The 16,059-nt window shown below is 69.1% G+C and carries 12 protein-coding genes, 1 pseudogene and 1 other annotated feature; of the genes and pseudogenes, 1 reads left to right on the top strand and 12 read right to left on the bottom strand.

Going from position 1 to position 16,059, the window contains the following annotated elements; genetic code table 11:
* Positions 1–12: 12 nt before the first annotated feature.
* Complete coding sequence (locus tag H7A72_RS05165) at positions 13–984, top strand: zinc-binding dehydrogenase (protein ID WP_084449510.1); 972 nt, start codon at positions 13–15, stop codon at positions 982–984.
* Positions 985–988: 4 nt separating this feature from the next.
* On the opposite strand, the gene H7A72_RS05160 is transcribed toward H7A72_RS05165, so the two are convergent.
* The 12 genes and pseudogenes from H7A72_RS05160 to H7A72_RS05110 all read right to left on the bottom strand — a co-directional run bounded on the left by H7A72_RS05160 (position 989) and on the right by H7A72_RS05110 (position 15,208).
* Complete coding sequence (locus tag H7A72_RS05160) at positions 989–1,834, bottom strand: GNAT family N-acetyltransferase (RefSeq protein WP_084449509.1); 846 nt, start codon at positions 1,832–1,834, stop codon at positions 989–991.
* Between the two features lie 16 nt (positions 1,835–1,850).
* Positions 1,851–3,008 (bottom strand): flavodoxin-dependent (E)-4-hydroxy-3-methylbut-2-enyl-diphosphate synthase, encoded by a 1,158-nt coding sequence (gene ispG, locus H7A72_RS05155; RefSeq protein ID WP_185221852.1) that lies wholly within the window; start codon positions 3,006–3,008, stop codon positions 1,851–1,853.
* A 283-nt stretch (positions 3,009–3,291) separates the two neighbouring features.
* Positions 3,292–4,617: an RIP metalloprotease gene (locus H7A72_RS05150; protein WP_185221851.1), complete on the bottom strand. Its 1,326-nt coding sequence runs from the start codon at positions 4,615–4,617 to the stop codon at positions 3,292–3,294.
* Between the two features lie 12 nt (positions 4,618–4,629).
* Positions 4,630–5,808 carry a 1-deoxy-D-xylulose-5-phosphate reductoisomerase gene (gene dxr / locus H7A72_RS05145; RefSeq protein ID WP_185221850.1) on the bottom strand — a complete coding sequence of 393 codons (1,179 nt, stop codon included), beginning with the start codon at positions 5,806–5,808 and terminating at the stop codon, positions 4,630–4,632.
* A complete protein-coding gene (locus H7A72_RS05140; RefSeq protein ID WP_223277786.1) occupies positions 5,805–6,299 on the bottom strand; it encodes an acyl-CoA thioesterase in 495 nt (164 codons plus the stop codon). The genes dxr and H7A72_RS05140 overlap by 4 nt, the downstream gene beginning before the upstream one ends.
* Positions 6,300–6,420: 121 nt before the next feature.
* Positions 6,421–6,744 (bottom strand): barstar family protein, encoded by a 324-nt coding sequence (locus tag H7A72_RS05135; RefSeq protein WP_185221849.1) that lies wholly within the window; start codon positions 6,742–6,744, stop codon positions 6,421–6,423.
* Positions 6,741–7,232, bottom strand: a complete 492-nt coding sequence (locus tag H7A72_RS05130) for a ribonuclease domain-containing protein (protein ID WP_084449504.1) — start codon at positions 7,230–7,232, stop codon at positions 6,741–6,743. Before H7A72_RS05130 ends, H7A72_RS05135 begins: the two co-directional genes overlap by 4 nt.
* Positions 7,233–7,234: 2 nt before the next feature.
* A complete protein-coding gene (locus H7A72_RS05125) occupies positions 7,235–8,698 on the bottom strand; it encodes an NAD-dependent succinate-semialdehyde dehydrogenase (protein ID WP_084449503.1) in 1,464 nt (487 codons plus the stop codon).
* A 305-nt stretch (positions 8,699–9,003) separates the two neighbouring features.
* Positions 9,004–9,348, bottom strand: coding sequence for a hypothetical protein (locus H7A72_RS05120; protein ID WP_084449502.1), 345 nt, complete (start codon positions 9,346–9,348; stop codon positions 9,004–9,006).
* Positions 9,345–13,166 carry an RHS repeat-associated core domain-containing protein gene (locus H7A72_RS05115; protein WP_223277888.1) on the bottom strand — a complete coding sequence of 1,274 codons (3,822 nt, stop codon included), beginning with the start codon at positions 13,164–13,166 and terminating at the stop codon, positions 9,345–9,347. Before H7A72_RS05115 ends, H7A72_RS05120 begins: the two co-directional genes overlap by 4 nt.
* Positions 13,167–13,178: 12 nt before the next feature.
* Positions 13,179–13,910 (bottom strand): annotated as a pseudogene (locus H7A72_RS17080) (DUF6531 domain-containing protein); the annotation flags it as partial.
* Between the two features lie 30 nt (positions 13,911–13,940).
* Positions 13,941–15,208 (bottom strand): IS3-like element ISTesp1 family transposase gene (locus tag H7A72_RS05110; protein WP_143445633.1). Its coding sequence is split into 2 segments (ribosomal slippage): positions 13,941–14,905 and positions 14,905–15,208, totalling 1,269 coding nucleotides; the frame shifts between segments, so codons are not numbered across the junction.
* Positions 14,775–14,909, bottom strand: a sequence feature (AL1L pseudoknot). It overlaps the preceding gene by 135 nt.
* Positions 15,209–16,059: the final 851 nt, after the last annotated feature.

The following is a 16,059-nucleotide window of genomic DNA, read 5'->3' as shown; positions in this document are numbered from 1 at the left end:
GGGAGCGCACCGATGCGCGCCGTGTACGCCGAGAGCATCAACAGCAAGGACCCGCTGGCCGGGCTCGTCGTCGGGGAGCGCCCCGACCCACAGGCGCCGGAGGACTGGGCTCGAGTCACCGTCAAGGCCGCCGCGCTCAACCACCACGACGTGTGGTCGCTGCGGGGTCAGGGGCTCAAGGCCGACGCGCTGCCGATGATCCTCGGCTGCGATGCCGCGGGCCTTGACGAGGAGGGCAACGAGGTCGTCGTCCACGCCGTGATCAACGACCCCGGCTTCACCGGCGCCGACGAGACGACCGACCCGCGACGCTCGCTGCTCTCCGAGCGCTACCAGGGCACCTTCGCCGAGACCGTGGTCGTCCCCCGGCGCAACCTCGTGCCCAAGCCCGAGGGGTTGAGCATGGTCGAGGCGGCCTGCCTGCCGACCGCGTGGCTCACGGCCTACCGCATGCTCTTCGTCCGGGGTGGCCTGCGTCCCGGCGAGTCGGTACTCGTCCAGGGCGTCGGCGGCGGCGTCTCGACCGCGCTCATCACCCTGGCGCGGGCCGCCGGCCTGCGGGTCTACGCGACCTCGCGCAGCGAGGACAAGCGGGCGCGGGCCCTCGAGATCGGCGCGCACGAGGTCTTCGCGTCCGGCGAACGCCTGCCGGTCAAGGCCGACGCCGTCATGGAGACCGTCGGGCGCGCCACGTGGGAGCACTCGGTGCGCTCCCTTCGACCCGGCGGCCGGATCGTCATCTCGGGCACGACGAGCGGCCCGCAGGTCGACGACGCGATGCTCACCCACGTCTTCTTCCTCCAGCTGAGCGTCATCGGCTCGACGATGGGCACCCGCGACGAGCTCGACGCTCTCGTGCAGCTGCTGCACTCGACCGGCACGCGCCCGCTCGTCCACGCCGAGCTCCCGCTGGAGCGGGCGCGTGAGGGCTTCGAGCAGATGGTCGCGGGCGACCAGGTCGGCAAGATCGTCTTCACCCTCTGAGGCTCTAGAAGAGGATCGTCGAAAAGGTCCCGAGCCGCTCCATGCCGATGCGCCGGTAGGTCGCGAGCGCCGGCGCGTTGAAGTCGTTGACGTAGAGCGTGGCGAAGGGGGCGTGGTCGAGCATCGCCTGCTCGAGCGTCGACGCCATGAAGCCGGCGGCCAGGCCTTGCCCGCGCAGCTCGGGCGCGACCCAGACCCCCTGGATCTGCATCGCTCCGAGCCCGACTGAGCCGACGTCGGCCTTGAAGATCACCCGACCGCGCTCGATGACGACATAGGTGCGCCCGGCGCGGATGAGCCGCCAGATCGAGTCGCGGTAGAAGGAGGGGTTGCCGGTGTAGGGCCGGTAGCCGATCTCGGCGGTGAACATGTGTTCGGCGGCGGGCAGGACGAGGTCGACCTCGTCGACGGTCGCCGGGCGTACGCGGGGGTCGAGCGGCACCCCGAGCTGCGACGGCGGCGTGTGCGTGCCCATGAGCGGCTGCTCGGCCCGCACCGCCCGGGGCCTGGGGAAGTCGTGCTGGGTCGCCCCCCACAGGCCGGCGACCTCGGTGCGCGGCCCGAGGAAGGAGGCGCAGCGTCGGCGCACCTTGCGCACCTGCGCCGCCAGGTGGCTCCAGCTCGCGTCGGAGGTGCCGACGGGCACGACATTGGCGATGGTCCACACGAGCCCCTCGAGCCGGCCGTCCTCGAACCACCCGTAGGCGGCGGTCGACCCGGCGCCCAGCCCCCCGTCGAGGATCCGGCTCGCGACGAAGACATTGGCCGCGGGGTCGCGGGCGCACAGGTCGAGGGCGGCATCGACGTCGTCGACGCCGAGCAGCCGGGTGGGGTTGCGGGTCCGCAGCACCCCGCCAGCCTACGGCTCAGCCGACCGTGACGGTGGCCCCCGCGTCCTCGCCGTCGACGGGCTCGCCCATCTCCTCGGCGATGCGCATGGCCTCCTCGATGAGCGTCTCGACGATCTGGCTCTCGGGGACGGTCTTGATGACCTCGCCCTTAACGAAGATCTGGCCCTTGCCGTTGCCCGAGGCGACCCCGAGGTCGGCCTCGCGGGCCTCGCCGGGGCCGTTGACGACGCAGCCCATGACGGCGACGCGAAGGGGGACAGTCATCCCGTCGAGCCCGGCGGTGACCTCGTCGGCGAGCTTGTAGACGTCGACCTGGGCGCGGCCGCAGCTCGGGCAGGAGACGATCTCGAGCTTGCGCGGACGCAGGCCGAGCGACTGCAGGATCTGCTGGCCGACCTTGATCTCCTCGACCGGCGGGGCCGAGAGGGAGACGCGGATGGTGTCGCCGATCCCCTTCGACAGCAGGGCGCCGAAGGCCGTCGCCGACTTGATCGTGCCCTGGAAGGCGGGGCCGGCCTCGGTGACACCGAGGTGCAGCGGCCAGTCGCCGGCCTCGGCGAGCAGCTCGTAGGCCCGGACCATGGTCACGGGGTCGTTGTGCTTGACCGAGATCTTGAAGTCGTGGAAGTCGTGCTCCTCGAAGAGGCTGGCCTCCCAGACGGCCGACTCGACGAGCGCCTCGGGCGTGGCCTTGCCGTACTTCTCGAGCAGTCGCTTGTCGAGGCTGCCGGCATTGACGCCGATGCGGATCGAGGTGCCGTGGTCCTTGGCCGCCTTGGCGATCTCCTTGACCTGGTCGTCGAACTTGCGGATGTTGCCGGGGTTGACCCGGACCGCGGCGCAGCCGGCCTCGATCGCCTGGAAGACGTACTTGGGCTGGAAGTGGATGTCGGCGATGACCGGGATCTGGCTGTGCTGGGCGATCTCGGCGAGCGCGTCGGCGTCGTCCTGGCTCGGGCAGGCCACGCGCACGATGTCGCAGCCGGCGGCGGTGAGCTCGGCGATCTGCTGCAGCGTGGTGTTGACGTCGGAGGTGAGCGTCGTCGTCATCGACTGCACCGAGATCGGCGACTCACTACCGACGCCGACCGACCCCACCTTGATCTGCCGGGTCTGGCGACGGGGCGCGAGCACGGGGGCCGGGGCCTTGGGCATACCGAGGGAGACGCTCATGCACCCATTATGCGACCTCGAGGCTGGACATCCCCTGTGCCCCGCGCGTGAAGGTGCAAGGACGCCCAGACCACACCCGCCGGTGGAGGTACGCAGGCTGTCCACGACTGAAGCCTCGACACCGCGCACTGGGCCGGAGAACTCAAGCGATGCGCGCATCGCTCGGCAGCGTCGGGGTCACCTGGCGGCGTTGGCGCCACCCGGTTGCCCGGAGAAGGGGGACCGGATGACATCAACGCCGACAGGCTCACCGAGGACTCCTCCGGGTCCCGCCGCTGGCGCGTCAGGTCAGCTTCACCGGCTTGACGATGTCGGCGTAGACCAGCAGCAGGGTCATGCCGATGAAGGCCAGCGCGACGACATAGGCCAGTGGCAGCGCCTTGGCGACGTCGACCGGGCCGGGGTCGGGCAGACCCCGCAGCTTCGCCCACACCTTCTTGACCGCCTCCCACAGGGCGCCGGCCACGTGGCCGCCGTCGAGCGGGAGCAGGGGCACGGTGTTGAAGGCGAAGAGCACGAGGTTGAGCGAGCCGAGCAGGCTGAGCAGCAGGATCGCCTTGTCGCTCGTGTCGCCGAAGACGTCGGAGCTGGCCACCTCACCGGCGACCCGGCCCACGCCGACGACCGACATCGGCCCCTCGGGGTCGCGCTCACCGCTGCCGAAGGCCGCCTCCGCGACGCCGACGAGCTTTTGCGGGATGCGCACGAGCAGGCTGTAGGTCTGGCCGAGCTGCTCGGCGAAGAGCCCGGGCACGGCGGTGATCGGTTGCTGCTGCATCTCCTGGCTGCCGGTGGCGCCGAGGAAGCCGGCGCGCTCGGTGCGCACCTGCCCGGTCGCGTCGGTCTCGGCGCGGCCGTTGTCGTCGTAGACCGGCATGTCGAGCACGATCGGGTCGGCCTCGAGGGTGCGGGTCGAGCCGCCGCGGTCGACGGTCATCGTCAGGGGCTTGTCGAGGTTGGCGCGGATCGCGGTGCGCACGTCGGTCCACGTCGAGACCTGCGTGCCGTTGATCGAGGTGATCGTGTCGCCGGGCCTGAGCCCGGCCTCGTTGGCCGGGGCGACGGGCATGTCGTCGGTGCACTCGGTCGCCGCGGTCTGGCCCATCTCCTTGATGTCGACGCACTCGTTGACCGCCGAGACGGTCGTCGTCGTCACGGCCAGGCCGTTCACCGTCCAGATGCCGCCGAGGACGACGAGGGCGATGAGCAGGTTCATCACCGGGCCGCCCATCATGATGACGATCCGCTTCCAGATCGGCAGCTGGTAGAACATCCGGCCCTCGTCCTCGGGGCGAACCTCCTCGAAGCTCTGCTGCCGGGCCTCGTCGACGAGCTGGCTCATCCGCCCGGTGCTCGTGGTGCGCACCCGCCCGTCCTTGGCCGGCGGGAACATCCCGATCATCCGGATGTAGCCGCCCAGGGGGATCGCCTTGATGCCGTACTCGGTCTCACCGCGGCGGCGCGACCAGACCGTCGGGCCGAAGCCGACCATGTACTGCGGCACCCGCAGACCGAACTTCTTGGCCGGGACCAGGTGGCCGATCTCGTGCAACGCGATCGACAGCGCGATGCCGATGACGGCAAGCAGGACCCCCAGCAGATAGAGCATGCCCCGATCGTCTCACGCGGTCCTGAGCAGCCCGGCCGCCTCGTCGCGAGCCCAGGCGTCGGCCGCGAGCACGCCCTCGACCGTGTGCGCGTCGAAGCGCGCGTCGTCGTGCCGTTGCAGCACCTGCTCGATCGTGTCGACGATGTCGGTGAAGCGCGCCGCCCCGTCGTGGAAGGCGTCGACGCCGACCTCGTTGGCCGCGTTGTAGACGGCCGGGTGCGTCCCGCCGGCGGCGCCGACCTGCTGGGCGAGCCGCACCGCCGGGAAGGCCTCGTCGTCGAGCGGCTCGAAGCGCCAGTCCTGCGCCTGCGTCCAGTCGACGGGCGTCTCGACGTCGGTGAGCCGCTCCGGCCACGACAGCCCGAGCGCGATGGGCGCGAGCATCGTCGGCAGCCCGAGCTGGGCGATGACGGCCCCGTCGTGGAACTCCACCATCGAGTGGATGATCTGCTGCGGGTGGACGACGGCCTCGATCCGCTCCATCGGCACGTCGAAGAGCAGGTGCGCCTCGATGAGCTCGAGCCCCTTGTTGACGAGCGTGGCGCTGTTGGTCGTGATGACCCGTCCCATCGCGAAGTTGGGGTGCTTGAGCGCCTGCGCGGGCGTCACCTCGCGCAGCGCCGCGCGGTCCAGCCCGCGGAAGGGCCCACCGCTCGCGGTGACGACGAGCTTGCGCACCTCGTCGGCCCGGCCGGAGCGCAGCGCCTGGGCGATCGCGGAGTGCTCGGAGTCGACCGGCACGATCTGCTCGGGCGCGGCGACGTCCTTGACGATCGGGCCGCCGATGATCAGCGACTCCTTGTTGGCCAGCGCCAGGCGGGCCCCGGAGCGCAGCGCCGCCAGCGTCGGCCGCAGCCCGATCGCTCCGGTGATGCCGTTGAGCACGACGTCGGTCGGGGCACCGGCGGCGATCGTCGCGGCCTCCTCCCCCACGACGACCTCGGGGACATAGCCGGTGACCCCGGCGTCCTCCGCGGCCGCAGCGATCGCCGCGGCCAGCTTCTCGCGGGTGCCGCCGGCCGCCGCCACGAGCGAAGGGCGATGACGTGCCGCCTGCTCGGCGAGCAGCCGCGTGTTGGCACCACCGGCGAGCACCTCCACCTCGAAGCGCTCGGGGTGGGCAGCGATGACCTGCAGGCCCTGCGTGCCGATGGACCCGGTGGAGCCGAGCAGGGTGACGCGCGTGCTCACGCGCGCTCCTCCCGACGGCTGGACTCGATGGCCTCGCGTCGGGCGAGCCGGTGGGCCCGGCGGATCTCGGCCTCGCGGAAGCGCCGCTGCTCCTCGGGGGTCTTGATGTTCAGCTCGGGGACGTGACGGGTCCCCCCTTCGGCATCGACGGCGACGAAGACGAGGTAGGCGCTCGCGACGTGGACGCGGTCGGTGACAGCGTCCCAGCGGTCGACCTCGGCCCGCACGCCGACCTCCATCGAGGAAGTGCCGGCCCAGTTGACCTGCGCGCTCACGTGGAGCACGTCGCCCACGCGCACGGGGTTGAGGAAGGCCATCTCGTCCATCGCCGCCGTGACGGCCGGACCCTGCGCGAAGCGGTTGGCCGATACGCCGGCGGTGTCGTCGACCATCTTCATGATGTTGCCGCCGTGCACATTGCCCAGGAGGTTGGCCTCGGCCTGGGACATGACGCGGGAGAGGGTGATGCGGGTGTCGGTGGGTGTCGTCACCGCGCCATCATCCCCCACGTTGGTCGAGGTGCGAGGCCGCCCGCGGCCGAGCCTCGAGACCCGGCGAGCGGTCTCGAGGGCCTCGCTGGCGCTCGGCCACCTCGACCAGCGGAAGGACCCCTCAGCGATCGGCCACCACGATGCTCAGGTCCGGGTACTCGTCGTCGAGGTCGCCGAGCACGTCGAGCACGCCCGGGTCGGCGCCGCCGTGACCGGGGCGCCACACGAGCGTCCACGGCCCGTCGTGCCGGTCGGCGACGTCGCGCAGGCAGTCCATGAGGGCGTCGAGGTTGCGCCCGAAGTGCTCGGGCAGCACGAGCGCCTCGGCGAAGCGGTCGTAGGTCTCCTCCCGCCCGGACCCGCCGTCGACGAGGTGGACGTGGTCGGTGCCGGTGACCGCGCGGGCGAGCAGCCCGTCGACCCCCGCGGCCTCGATGTGGATCACTGCCCCTCCTCGATCTGGGCGAAGCTCGCGTAGTGGTCGTCCGTGTAGTAGCGGTCGCCGTCCTGCCCCCCGACGATCCGCCGCGCGCCGCGGTCGTCCTCGCCGGGCGTCGGCACCGTGTACTCGCGGTAGTAGCCCTGCGACTGGTCGGGCAGGATCCCCTCGCGGTTGCCGAAGGTGATGCCGTCGCGGTCGTAGGGGAAGGGGCCGTCGGAGCGGATCAGCTCGAGCGTCTCCCGGCCCTCCGGCGGCAGCTGCGACTCGGCGATCGTGTCCAGCCCGGATTCGGGCGTGGAGCCCGACTCCGTTGTGCCCGAAGGGGGTTCCCCCGCCTCGGTCTGCGAGGTCGCCGACGTCGCGGCGGAGGTGGTCGACCCGCCGGGCGAGGAGTCGCCCCCGGTGCCGCCGGTGATGACGATCCAGGCGGCGAGCAGGATCAGCAGGACTCCCCCGGCGAGCTGCAGCCGGGTGCGCCAGGTCTTCGACACGGTCAGAGCGCCAGGCCGACGTACTTGGTCTCGAGGTACTCCTCGATGCCCTCGAATCCCCCTTCGCGGCCGAAGCCGGAGTGCTTGACCCCGCCGAAGGGGGCCGAGGGGTTGGAGACGATGCCCTGGTTGATCCCGACCATGCCGAACTCGAGCGCCTCGGCGACCCGGATGGTGCGAGAGGTGTTCTCGGTGAAGACGTAGGCGACGAGGCCGTACTCGGTGGAGTTGGCCAGGCGCACGGCCTCCTCCTCGGTGCTGAAGGTCGTGATCGGGGCGACCGGGCCGAAGATCTCCTCGGTGAGCACGCGGGCGCTCGCCGGGACGTCGGTGAGGACGGTCGGTGGGTAGAACCAGCCCTTGCCCGAGGGCACCTCGCCGCCGACGAGGGCGCGGGCGCCCTGCGAGACCGCGTCGTCGACGAGCTCGGCGACGCCGGTGCGCGCCTTCTCGGTGATGAGCGGGCCGACGTCGACCCCCTTCGTCGTGCCCTTGCCCATGGTCAGGGCGCCCATGCGGTCGGCCAGGGCCGCGGCGAAGTCGGCGGCGACCGACTCGTGGACGATGAAGCGGTTGGCGGCGGTGCAGGCCTCGCCGATGTTGCGCATCTTGGCGAGCATCGCGCCCTCGACGGCGCGCTCGAGGTCGGCGTCCTCGAAGACGACGAAGGGGGCATTGCCCCCGAGCTCCATCGAGGTGCGCAGCAGCTGCTCGGAGGACTGCTCGACGAGCTTCTTGCCGACGGGGGTGGAGCCGGTGAAGGTCAGCTTGCGCAGGCGCGGGTCGCGGATGATCGGCTCGCTCACCTCGCCGGAGGAGGTCGTCGGCACGACGTTGAGCACGCCGGCGGGCAGGCCGACCTCCTCGAGGAGGCGGGCCAGGGCGAGCATCGTCAGCGGCGTCTCGTGGGCCGGCTTGACGACGGTGGTGCAGCCGGCGGCGATCGCGGGGCCGATCTTGCGGGTGCCCATGGCGAGCGGGAAGTTCCACGGCGTGATGGCGAAGACCGGCCCGACGGGCTGCTTCATCGTCATCAGGCGGGTGCCGCCGCTCGGGGCGACGGCGTAGCGGCCGTGGATGCGCACGGCCTCCTCGGCGAACCAGCGGAAGAACTCGCCGCCGTAGGTCACCTCGCCGCGAGCCTCGGCCAGGGGCTTGCCCATCTCGAGGGTCATGAGCATGGCGAAGGTGTCGGCCCGCTCGGTGATGAGCTCGAAGGCCGAGCGCAGGATCTCCGAGCGCACCCGCGGGTCGGTCGCGGCCCACTCGGCCTGCGCGGCGACGGCCGCGTCGAGTGCCGCCTTGCCGTCGGCGACGGTCGCGTCGGCGACCTCGACGAGCGTCTTGCCCGTCGCCGGGTCGCTCACGGCGAAGGTGGCGCCGTCACCGGCATCGCGCCACTGCCCCCCGATGTAGAGCTGGGTGGGGGCGTACTCGAGGGCTGACTTCTGCGTCACGGCTGCCATGGGGGCTACGGTACGGCGTGCTCTGAGCATGCAGTGCCCTTCGTGAAGCGAATCAGGACCCCGGCCAACCTTCGATGTGTGGGACCTCTTCCACGGGGGAGCGCGCAGTCCCGAAGATTGTCCCGGGGCACCGACTGCAGGCGCGGAGCCGACCTGGCTGCCTGGCTACCGACTGTCACCTATCCGTGCAGCAGTCCCCTAGACGACGGGAGCGGATGCGACCGGCGGCTCCCGTGCTGTGGCCGACGTTGCCGCCAAGAGCAGCGTTGCCATGGCAGTGACGAGTAGGAGCAGAAGGGCGAAGGTTAGCTATCGGCGGTTCCCGGATCAGTCAACATCTCGAGGATGCGCGCCGCCAAGGATCGACAGCGAACCAAGACCGGGTCGCGCAGGAACTCTTCCACACGGCCGTCAGCCCGTACGGAGCCGACGAGTGTGTCAAGTTCACGGAGAAGGCCGTCAGGCCCGTCGCCGTAGACGGGGCCTTTTGCCATTGCGATCGCCAATCCGCTGTCGTCGAAAAGCCTCTCCACACATTCGTCGAACGAGGACATCTCAGTCAGCGAGTGTCCCGCCCAGACCCGTTCTTGGTATTCGGCGTCCGCTAGCTCGCGGAGTGCGTCCACGATGACGTCGCCGTCGCCGTTCACGGTCCGAACACCTCAGGCACGAAGCGGAAGTTGCTGAGCGGAATATGGGCCTCGGGAACCTTCGCCGACGGAAGCTCATTCCCGTACTGATCAAGCGGCCGACCATTCCGCTGCCATCTGACGTAGGGCGCCTGTGAGTTGGGGAAAGGACTGTTCGGGTTGCCTTGCATCACCCGGACGGAGTTGCCCGCGTTGGTGGGATCTCTGTACAGCACGCCGCCCGAAGATTTGGTACCGGTGATGCGCCAGCCTTCCGGAATCCCTACCGGTTTGATTCGCGTGCCCGCTGCGGGCACCAGACCACGGCCTGACAAGCCGACATCGGCCTTTGCTGCACCGGACACACCTCGGCCAAGCTTGCTGCCCGGAACGAAACCGATGGCGATCTCGGCGCATTCTTCTTGGGTGAAGCCGTCCTGGCTCATGTCGGCGATGTCGATCGCCATCAGGAACTGCCCGTAGATCGGTGTCATGTAGGCGACACCCATGATGACTGCCATCGTCATCTGCTCGCCCCGAGTCCGGACCTCTGGGACGTAGGTCTCGGTGTAGTGGCGGCCGGCGCCGGTGTACTTGTCGCCGGAATAGGTGCTGCCCCACACCGAGGGCAGACCCGACCCTCCGCGGGTGTCGTACCGCACCGTCTTGTCATAGACGTCGCGCACGACGTTCTCGTTACCGAAGGACCACCCGTTGCTGGTCAGGCGACAGTTCATGCACGCCACGTCGTCAGTGCCCCCGATGGGCCGCAACCCCGAGGGGTCGGCGTCGGTCAAGGGCCTGCCGCCGACGTACTGGTAGGGGTTGACGCTCGGGGCGGGTGGGCCGAGGGTGATCGGGTCGGGAGCGTAGAACGCCCCGGTACCGAGGTAGTCGCGGGCGCGCAGGTGGACCGTGCCGGTGAAGGTGTCGGTGTACTCGCCGGTGTACCCCAGCTGCGTGGCAACTCGTGCGGTGGCCTTGCTCGGGGTCTCTTGCCGCCCGAAGCCTTGATAGTCGTGGCGGTAGGCGACGGCCCCGTCGGTCTTGAGGGCCTCGCGGACCGAGCCCTGCCGGTCGGTGACGAACCACGAACGCCCGTACGCCCCCGAGGGATGCGTCGAGGAGATCGGCGCACCCGTGGGGTCGTACCGGTAGGTGCGGGTCGGCTCACCACCCGAGGGACCCTGCTGCGCCAGCATCGGCAACGGGTTGTTGTTGTCCCACGCCAGCGTCGTGCTCGACCCACCGCGGGTGACCCCGACCCGGTTACCGAACGCGTTGTATTGGTAGCTGGCCTGCCACGGCTCGTTCTTGACCATCCGACCCAACGGGTCGAACTCGACGTCACCATCAGCGTTACCGATCGGGTACCCGTCCGCGTCGAACACCGCGGTCGGGGCAGCAGGCTCGCTCCCGGTGGCCGCGTCCCAGATCTTGACCGGCTGGTCCGCGTCGTCGTACGCCACCCGCGCGTCGACACCGTTGCCGTACTTGATCCGGGTGATCCCCGAGGTCGCGTTGTACGTGTACTCGTCGACATCCGTGGCCGAGGTGCAGCCACTGGCGTTGTGGCACTCCTTGATCAACCGGTCGTCCAGATCGTGGTTGTAGCTGGTCTGGGTGACCTTCGTGCCCCGCGAGATCGTCTCCCGGTAAGGGTTGCCCGTGGTGTCGTAGGTGTACTGGTACCGGCTGACCAGCGCCCCGGCCCTGGTGGTGTGCACGTCGGTGGTGGCCCCGACCTGGTTGTACGCGCGCGTCTGCGACAGGCCGCTGCCCGCGGGGTAGGTGATGCTCGTCAGGTGGTCATCGCGGTCGTACCCGAACGTGGTCGTCTCGGTGTTGCTCTTCGACGAGGTGACCCGCCCGTCGGTGTCGAACCCGAACTCGACGCTCCCGTGGTTGGGCAGGGTCCGCGAGGCCACCGCGCCCCACGGGCTGTAGGTGTACGCGAACGCGCCCATCGGGGAAGCCACCCCAGTCAGTTGGTGGCCCGCGTCATAGGTCATCGTCGTGGTGCCCGTGGCATCGACGACCTTGGTCAGATCTCCCCCGGGCGAGTACGACCAGGTCGAGGACGAGTCCGCGCTGCTGGTGGTCACCGACGTGCGCAGACCCCGCGGGTCGTAGCTCGCGCGGATGGTGTACTCGTCCATCCTCGCGCCGCCGTCGGCGTGCCCACGCGCCGTGACCGTCTTGACCAGCAGCCCTTCCTCGTCATACGTGAAGGTCTCCTTGCGGCCCAACGGGTCGGTGCTGGAGGTGACCTCCCCCCGCGGGGAATGGGTGTAGGTCGTGGACTTGCCCCGCCCATTGGTCAGCTTCGACACGTTGCCCACGTCGTCATACGTCCACGACGTCACCGCGCCCGACGGGGTCGTGACCGTCACCGCGCGACCCAGACCGTCATACGTCCACGACGTCTTCCCACCCCGCGCGCTGGTGCGCGTACGCACCCGGTTCTCACCGTCATAGCTGGCCCGGGTCGCCCGGCCCAACGCGTTCGTGCTGGTGATCACATTGCCCGCCGCGTCACGCTCGAACGAGGTCACGTAGTCATCGGCCGTCGCGGTCGCGGTCCCACGCGGCGACGTGACCGACTCCACCAGGCCGTTCGCGTCATACGCGTACGCCGTGACAGACGAACCCGACGGGGAAGCCGTCCTCGTCACATTGCCGTCCGCGTCATACGTCGACGTGCGCGCCCCCAGGCCGGGCTCCTTCACCCCGACCTGACGCCCGTTGACGTCATAGCTGTACTCGCTCACCCGCGACAACGCGTCCGTGACCTTCGTCAGCTGCCCATCCCCGTCATAGGCCATGGACGTCACGCGCCCGTCAGGGTCGGTCACCCTCGTCGCCCCGCCCCACCCGTCGCGCACATAGCTCGTGACCGCACCCGTGGGATCGGTCTGCTTGACCATCCGGCCCCGCGAGTCGTACAGGTACGTCCACCTGTAGTCGGCCGCGTTCGCGCCCGCCGCGTTGCCGCGGGCCGTGACCTTCGACGTCATCAGGTTCCGCGCGTCGTACCCATACGTCGTCTTTGCGCCCGCGGCATCGGTGACAGCCGTCAGGTTTCCCCGGGAGTCATACACAAAGGACTCGACATTGCCGCCCGCGTCCGTCGTCTTCGTCACCCGGTCCAAGCCATCGCGCTCCAACACATGGCTGGTCAGCACGGCCCCGGTCGCCGAGGCCGTCTGCGACGACGACACACGACCGTCCACGTCATACGTCAACGTGGTCTTCGCGCCATCGGTGGCCGTGACCGTGGCCAGATTCCCCGCCGCGTCATAGGTCAACCGCTTCGTGAAGTCATCCGGGTCAGCGGCACCCACCGATCGGGGGTCGGCCACACTCGCCACCCGCCCCGCCGCATCGTGGGTGTACGTGGTCACCTGACCGCCGGGCGCGGTCATCGTCACCACCTGCCCCACCGCGTCATACGTCAGGCGAGTCACCCCACCCCCAGCAGCAGTCACCGTGGCCGGCAACCCAAGTGCAGTCCACGAGTACTTCGTCACCTCCCCCTTCGGTGAGGTCACCGACGCCAACCGGTGACCCGAGTAGGACATCGTGGTCTTGTTCCCGCGATAGTCCGTACGCGAGGTGACCTGGTCCTTCGCGTTGTACGTCAACGTCTGCACCGCGCTCGAGTCGCCCGGGGCCGTACGCGTGAGCACATTGCCCCGCGCATCAAAGGTCTGCCGCACCTGCGTCGGCCCGCCGGCATCGATCACCGTGCGGTTGAGGTCCTGGTCGTACTGAAAGCTCTCGACATTGCCCGCCGGGTCCTTCCGGCTCATCAACACCCGACCGGAGTACGTGTCCACCCACCTCCCGCCCGCGGGATCCGTGACCGTCGCGACATCACCCGTGGCATCCCACGCCAACGTCCACGTCTTACCCGCACCATCAACCTGCCGCGTCACCCGCCCCGAACCGTCGTACGTGTTCTCCACCAACACCCGCCCACTGGGCGCAGTCACACGATCCAAACGACCAGACCCGTCATACCGATACGACGTCGTCTTGCCCCGCACATCCGTCACCGACGTCAACCGACCCGAGGTGTACCCGTACGAAACCTCACGCCCATCCCACGTACGCGCCCTGGTCACCACACCACCGGAGACAGTGAAGGTCACCGCACGACCCACAGCATCCGTCACCTTCGACACCACACCACCACTGGAGGTGACCGTGACACCCACCCCATCCGCGTCCGTGACCCTCTGCAGATCACCCGCCGACGAAAAGTGGTGCTCCACACCCCCCGGAAGACGCAACACAAACCCCGACGACGACTGCGACAACACCCCCGACGCACCCGGCGGCGTCACCCACGAAGCCCCATCCTTCACAAACCGCGTGACCGTGCCATCCGGAGCACGCCACACCACCTCCGACGCCGACACCACCAGAGCAGACCCATACAGCCACGACCAGCCCCTACCAAACCCCACATCCACGCTCGACGACGACGCATACGAACGCGCCACCCCACCCGCAACCCCCGCACCCACACCCGGCACATCAACAAAACTCTCGAAAAACGCCCCCGTAGCCGTATTCATGAACCGCACTGGGTCTGATGGAGGCTCGGGCTATTGGATTCCGACCAAGGGGTGGTCGGACCGTTGCGTAGCGTAGAACGCTTCCTCGAACTCTGCTGGCGGGACGTCGCCCAGGTAGCCGTGGAGGCGGTCGTGGTTGTGCCAGTGGACCCAGGACAGGGTGGCGAGCTCGACATCCTCGATACTCTTCCAGGGCCGTCCCTGGCGTGCGGGGCCGCGGATTAGCTCGGCCTTGTAGTAGCCGTTCACGGTCTCGGCAAGGGCGTTATCGTACGAATCCCCGACGGTGCCGATCGAGGGCACCGCACCGATCTCAGCCAGTCGTTCTCCGTAGCGAATCGACGTGAATTGGCTGCCCGCGTCGCTGTGACACCGCAGCCCGTCGAGCTGGGTGCCGCGTGACCACCTGGCCATCTCGATGGCGTCGAGGACCATCGTGGTCCTCATGTGCGAGGCGACTCGCCACCCGACGATCGTGCGGGAGTAGGCGTCGATGATGAAGCAGACGTAGGCGACGCCGGCCCAGGTCGGCACGAAGGTCAGATCTGTGACCCACAACTGGTTCGGCGCGGTGGCGGTGAAGTCGCGGCCCACCAGGTCCGGGTGCCGCGGCATGCCCGGGTCTGGCGTGGTGGTGCGCACCCGCTTGGTGCGCCGCACGCCCTCGATACCCTCGGCGCGCATCAGCCGGGCGACCTGGTCGCGGCCGATGTCGTGACCAGAGCGTCGCGCGGCCTTCCAGATCTTCCGTGCCCCGTAGACCCGGTAGTTGGCTTCCCACAGCTGCCGCACCACCGGGCCCATCACCGCGTCACGTCGGGCACGGGCCGATGGCTGCCGGCTCTTGACCTGGTAGTAGCTGCTGGGGGCCACCTGCAGCACGCTGCAGATGAGCTCGACCCCCAGCCGCCGACCCGCGACGACGTCGTCGCGGTTGGCGTCGATGAACGCGGCTACTTCTTGTGCTGGCGGTCGAGCTCCGCCCCGAAGAAACTGGCGGCCCTCTTCAAGATTTCGTTGGCGCGCTTGAGCTCACGGTTCTCCTGCTCCAGAGCCTTCATCTTCGCCGCGTCACTGGTACTGATGCCCGCGACGTGGCCCTCGTCGATATCAGCTTGACGGACCCAGGACCGCACCGACTCGGTGCCGTACCCCAACTGCTGGGCGACGCGCTGGACCGTGCCGTGCTCTGTGCCTAGCTCTGCGCGCAGAGTCCTGACCATCCGCACCGCAGCGGCCTTCTCGTCGGGGCTGTAGCGACGCGTGGTCGGCTTCCCCGGGGTGGTGTCCTTCGGCATGAGTACATCCTCGTTTCCAAACGATGGAGACTCCAACCAACCCAGTGCGGTTCATCACCGGATCCAACGCATAACCCTGCACATCCGGACACGAACACGGACCCGACTGCTCCACCGGCACCACCGGAAGCCGAGCATCCTGCGACGTCACCGCCCGATACCGCGGACTACGCCACGTCGTCACATCCCCATCCGGCATCGACCGCAACGACAACGAGACGTAGTACTCACGCCCCCGCACCGGACTCCACCCCGAGTTCGACGAATCCGAATCAAACACATGCCGCCACGTCGACGAAGACGTCGGCAACGGATCGAAAAACAGCTCCACCACATCATCAGGACGCGACACATCCACCGCATACCGCCTCCACCATCCACGGCAACCCACCCGGCGACGTCGACGACCCCAAATCCACCACCACCGACATATCACCCCAATACGCCGACGACCCCCCAGGAAACTTCTGGTCATACGACCACGACACCGACGGCGCATCCACACGCCCAACCACCCCAGGAACAACCCCCGAGGACACCCCCACACCCGAACCCGACGCCCCCGCCGGCACCACCACCCCCACCACAACAGCAACCACCACAACCACAGCCACCAACCAACGCCGCACCACCACACGCCTCCCCAGGCACACGCCGTCGAACCCCCAACAGGCCCACACACCGGCAACACCCGCAGTCTCACCCACCACACCCCCACCACCCACCGACCCGCCGACCCCAACATGAACAATCGGCATCACTCACCCGCCACCCGCATGCAGGTTCACCCCACCCTGCGTCGGACTGGCGTAAATCCTCCGGTTTTGTCACGCTAGGAGCGTTGAACTTCC

This window comes from Janibacter sp. YB324, assembly GCF_014217915.1.
Classification (GTDB): Bacteria; Actinomycetota; Actinomycetes; order Actinomycetales; family Dermatophilaceae; genus Janibacter; species Janibacter indicus.
Note: the sequence above shows the minus strand (reverse complement) of the source record. Positions and strands in the feature narration are given on the sequence as shown.

Bases quoted from the DNA above. Each gene is read 5' to 3' on its own strand.
- H7A72_RS05165 (WP_084449510.1), top strand. From the start codon at position 13: ATGCGCGCCGTGTACGCCGAGAGCATCAACAGCAAGGACCCGCTGGCC.
- ispG (WP_185221852.1), bottom strand. From the start codon at position 3,008: ATGAGCGTCTCCCTCGGTATGCCCAAGGCCCCGGCCCCCGTGCTCGCG.
- H7A72_RS05150 (WP_185221851.1), bottom strand. From the start codon at position 4,617: ATGCTCTATCTGCTGGGGGTCCTGCTTGCCGTCATCGGCATCGCGCTG.
- H7A72_RS05125 (WP_084449503.1), bottom strand. From the start codon at position 8,698: ATGGCAGCCGTGACGCAGAAGTCAGCCCTCGAGTACGCCCCCACCCAG.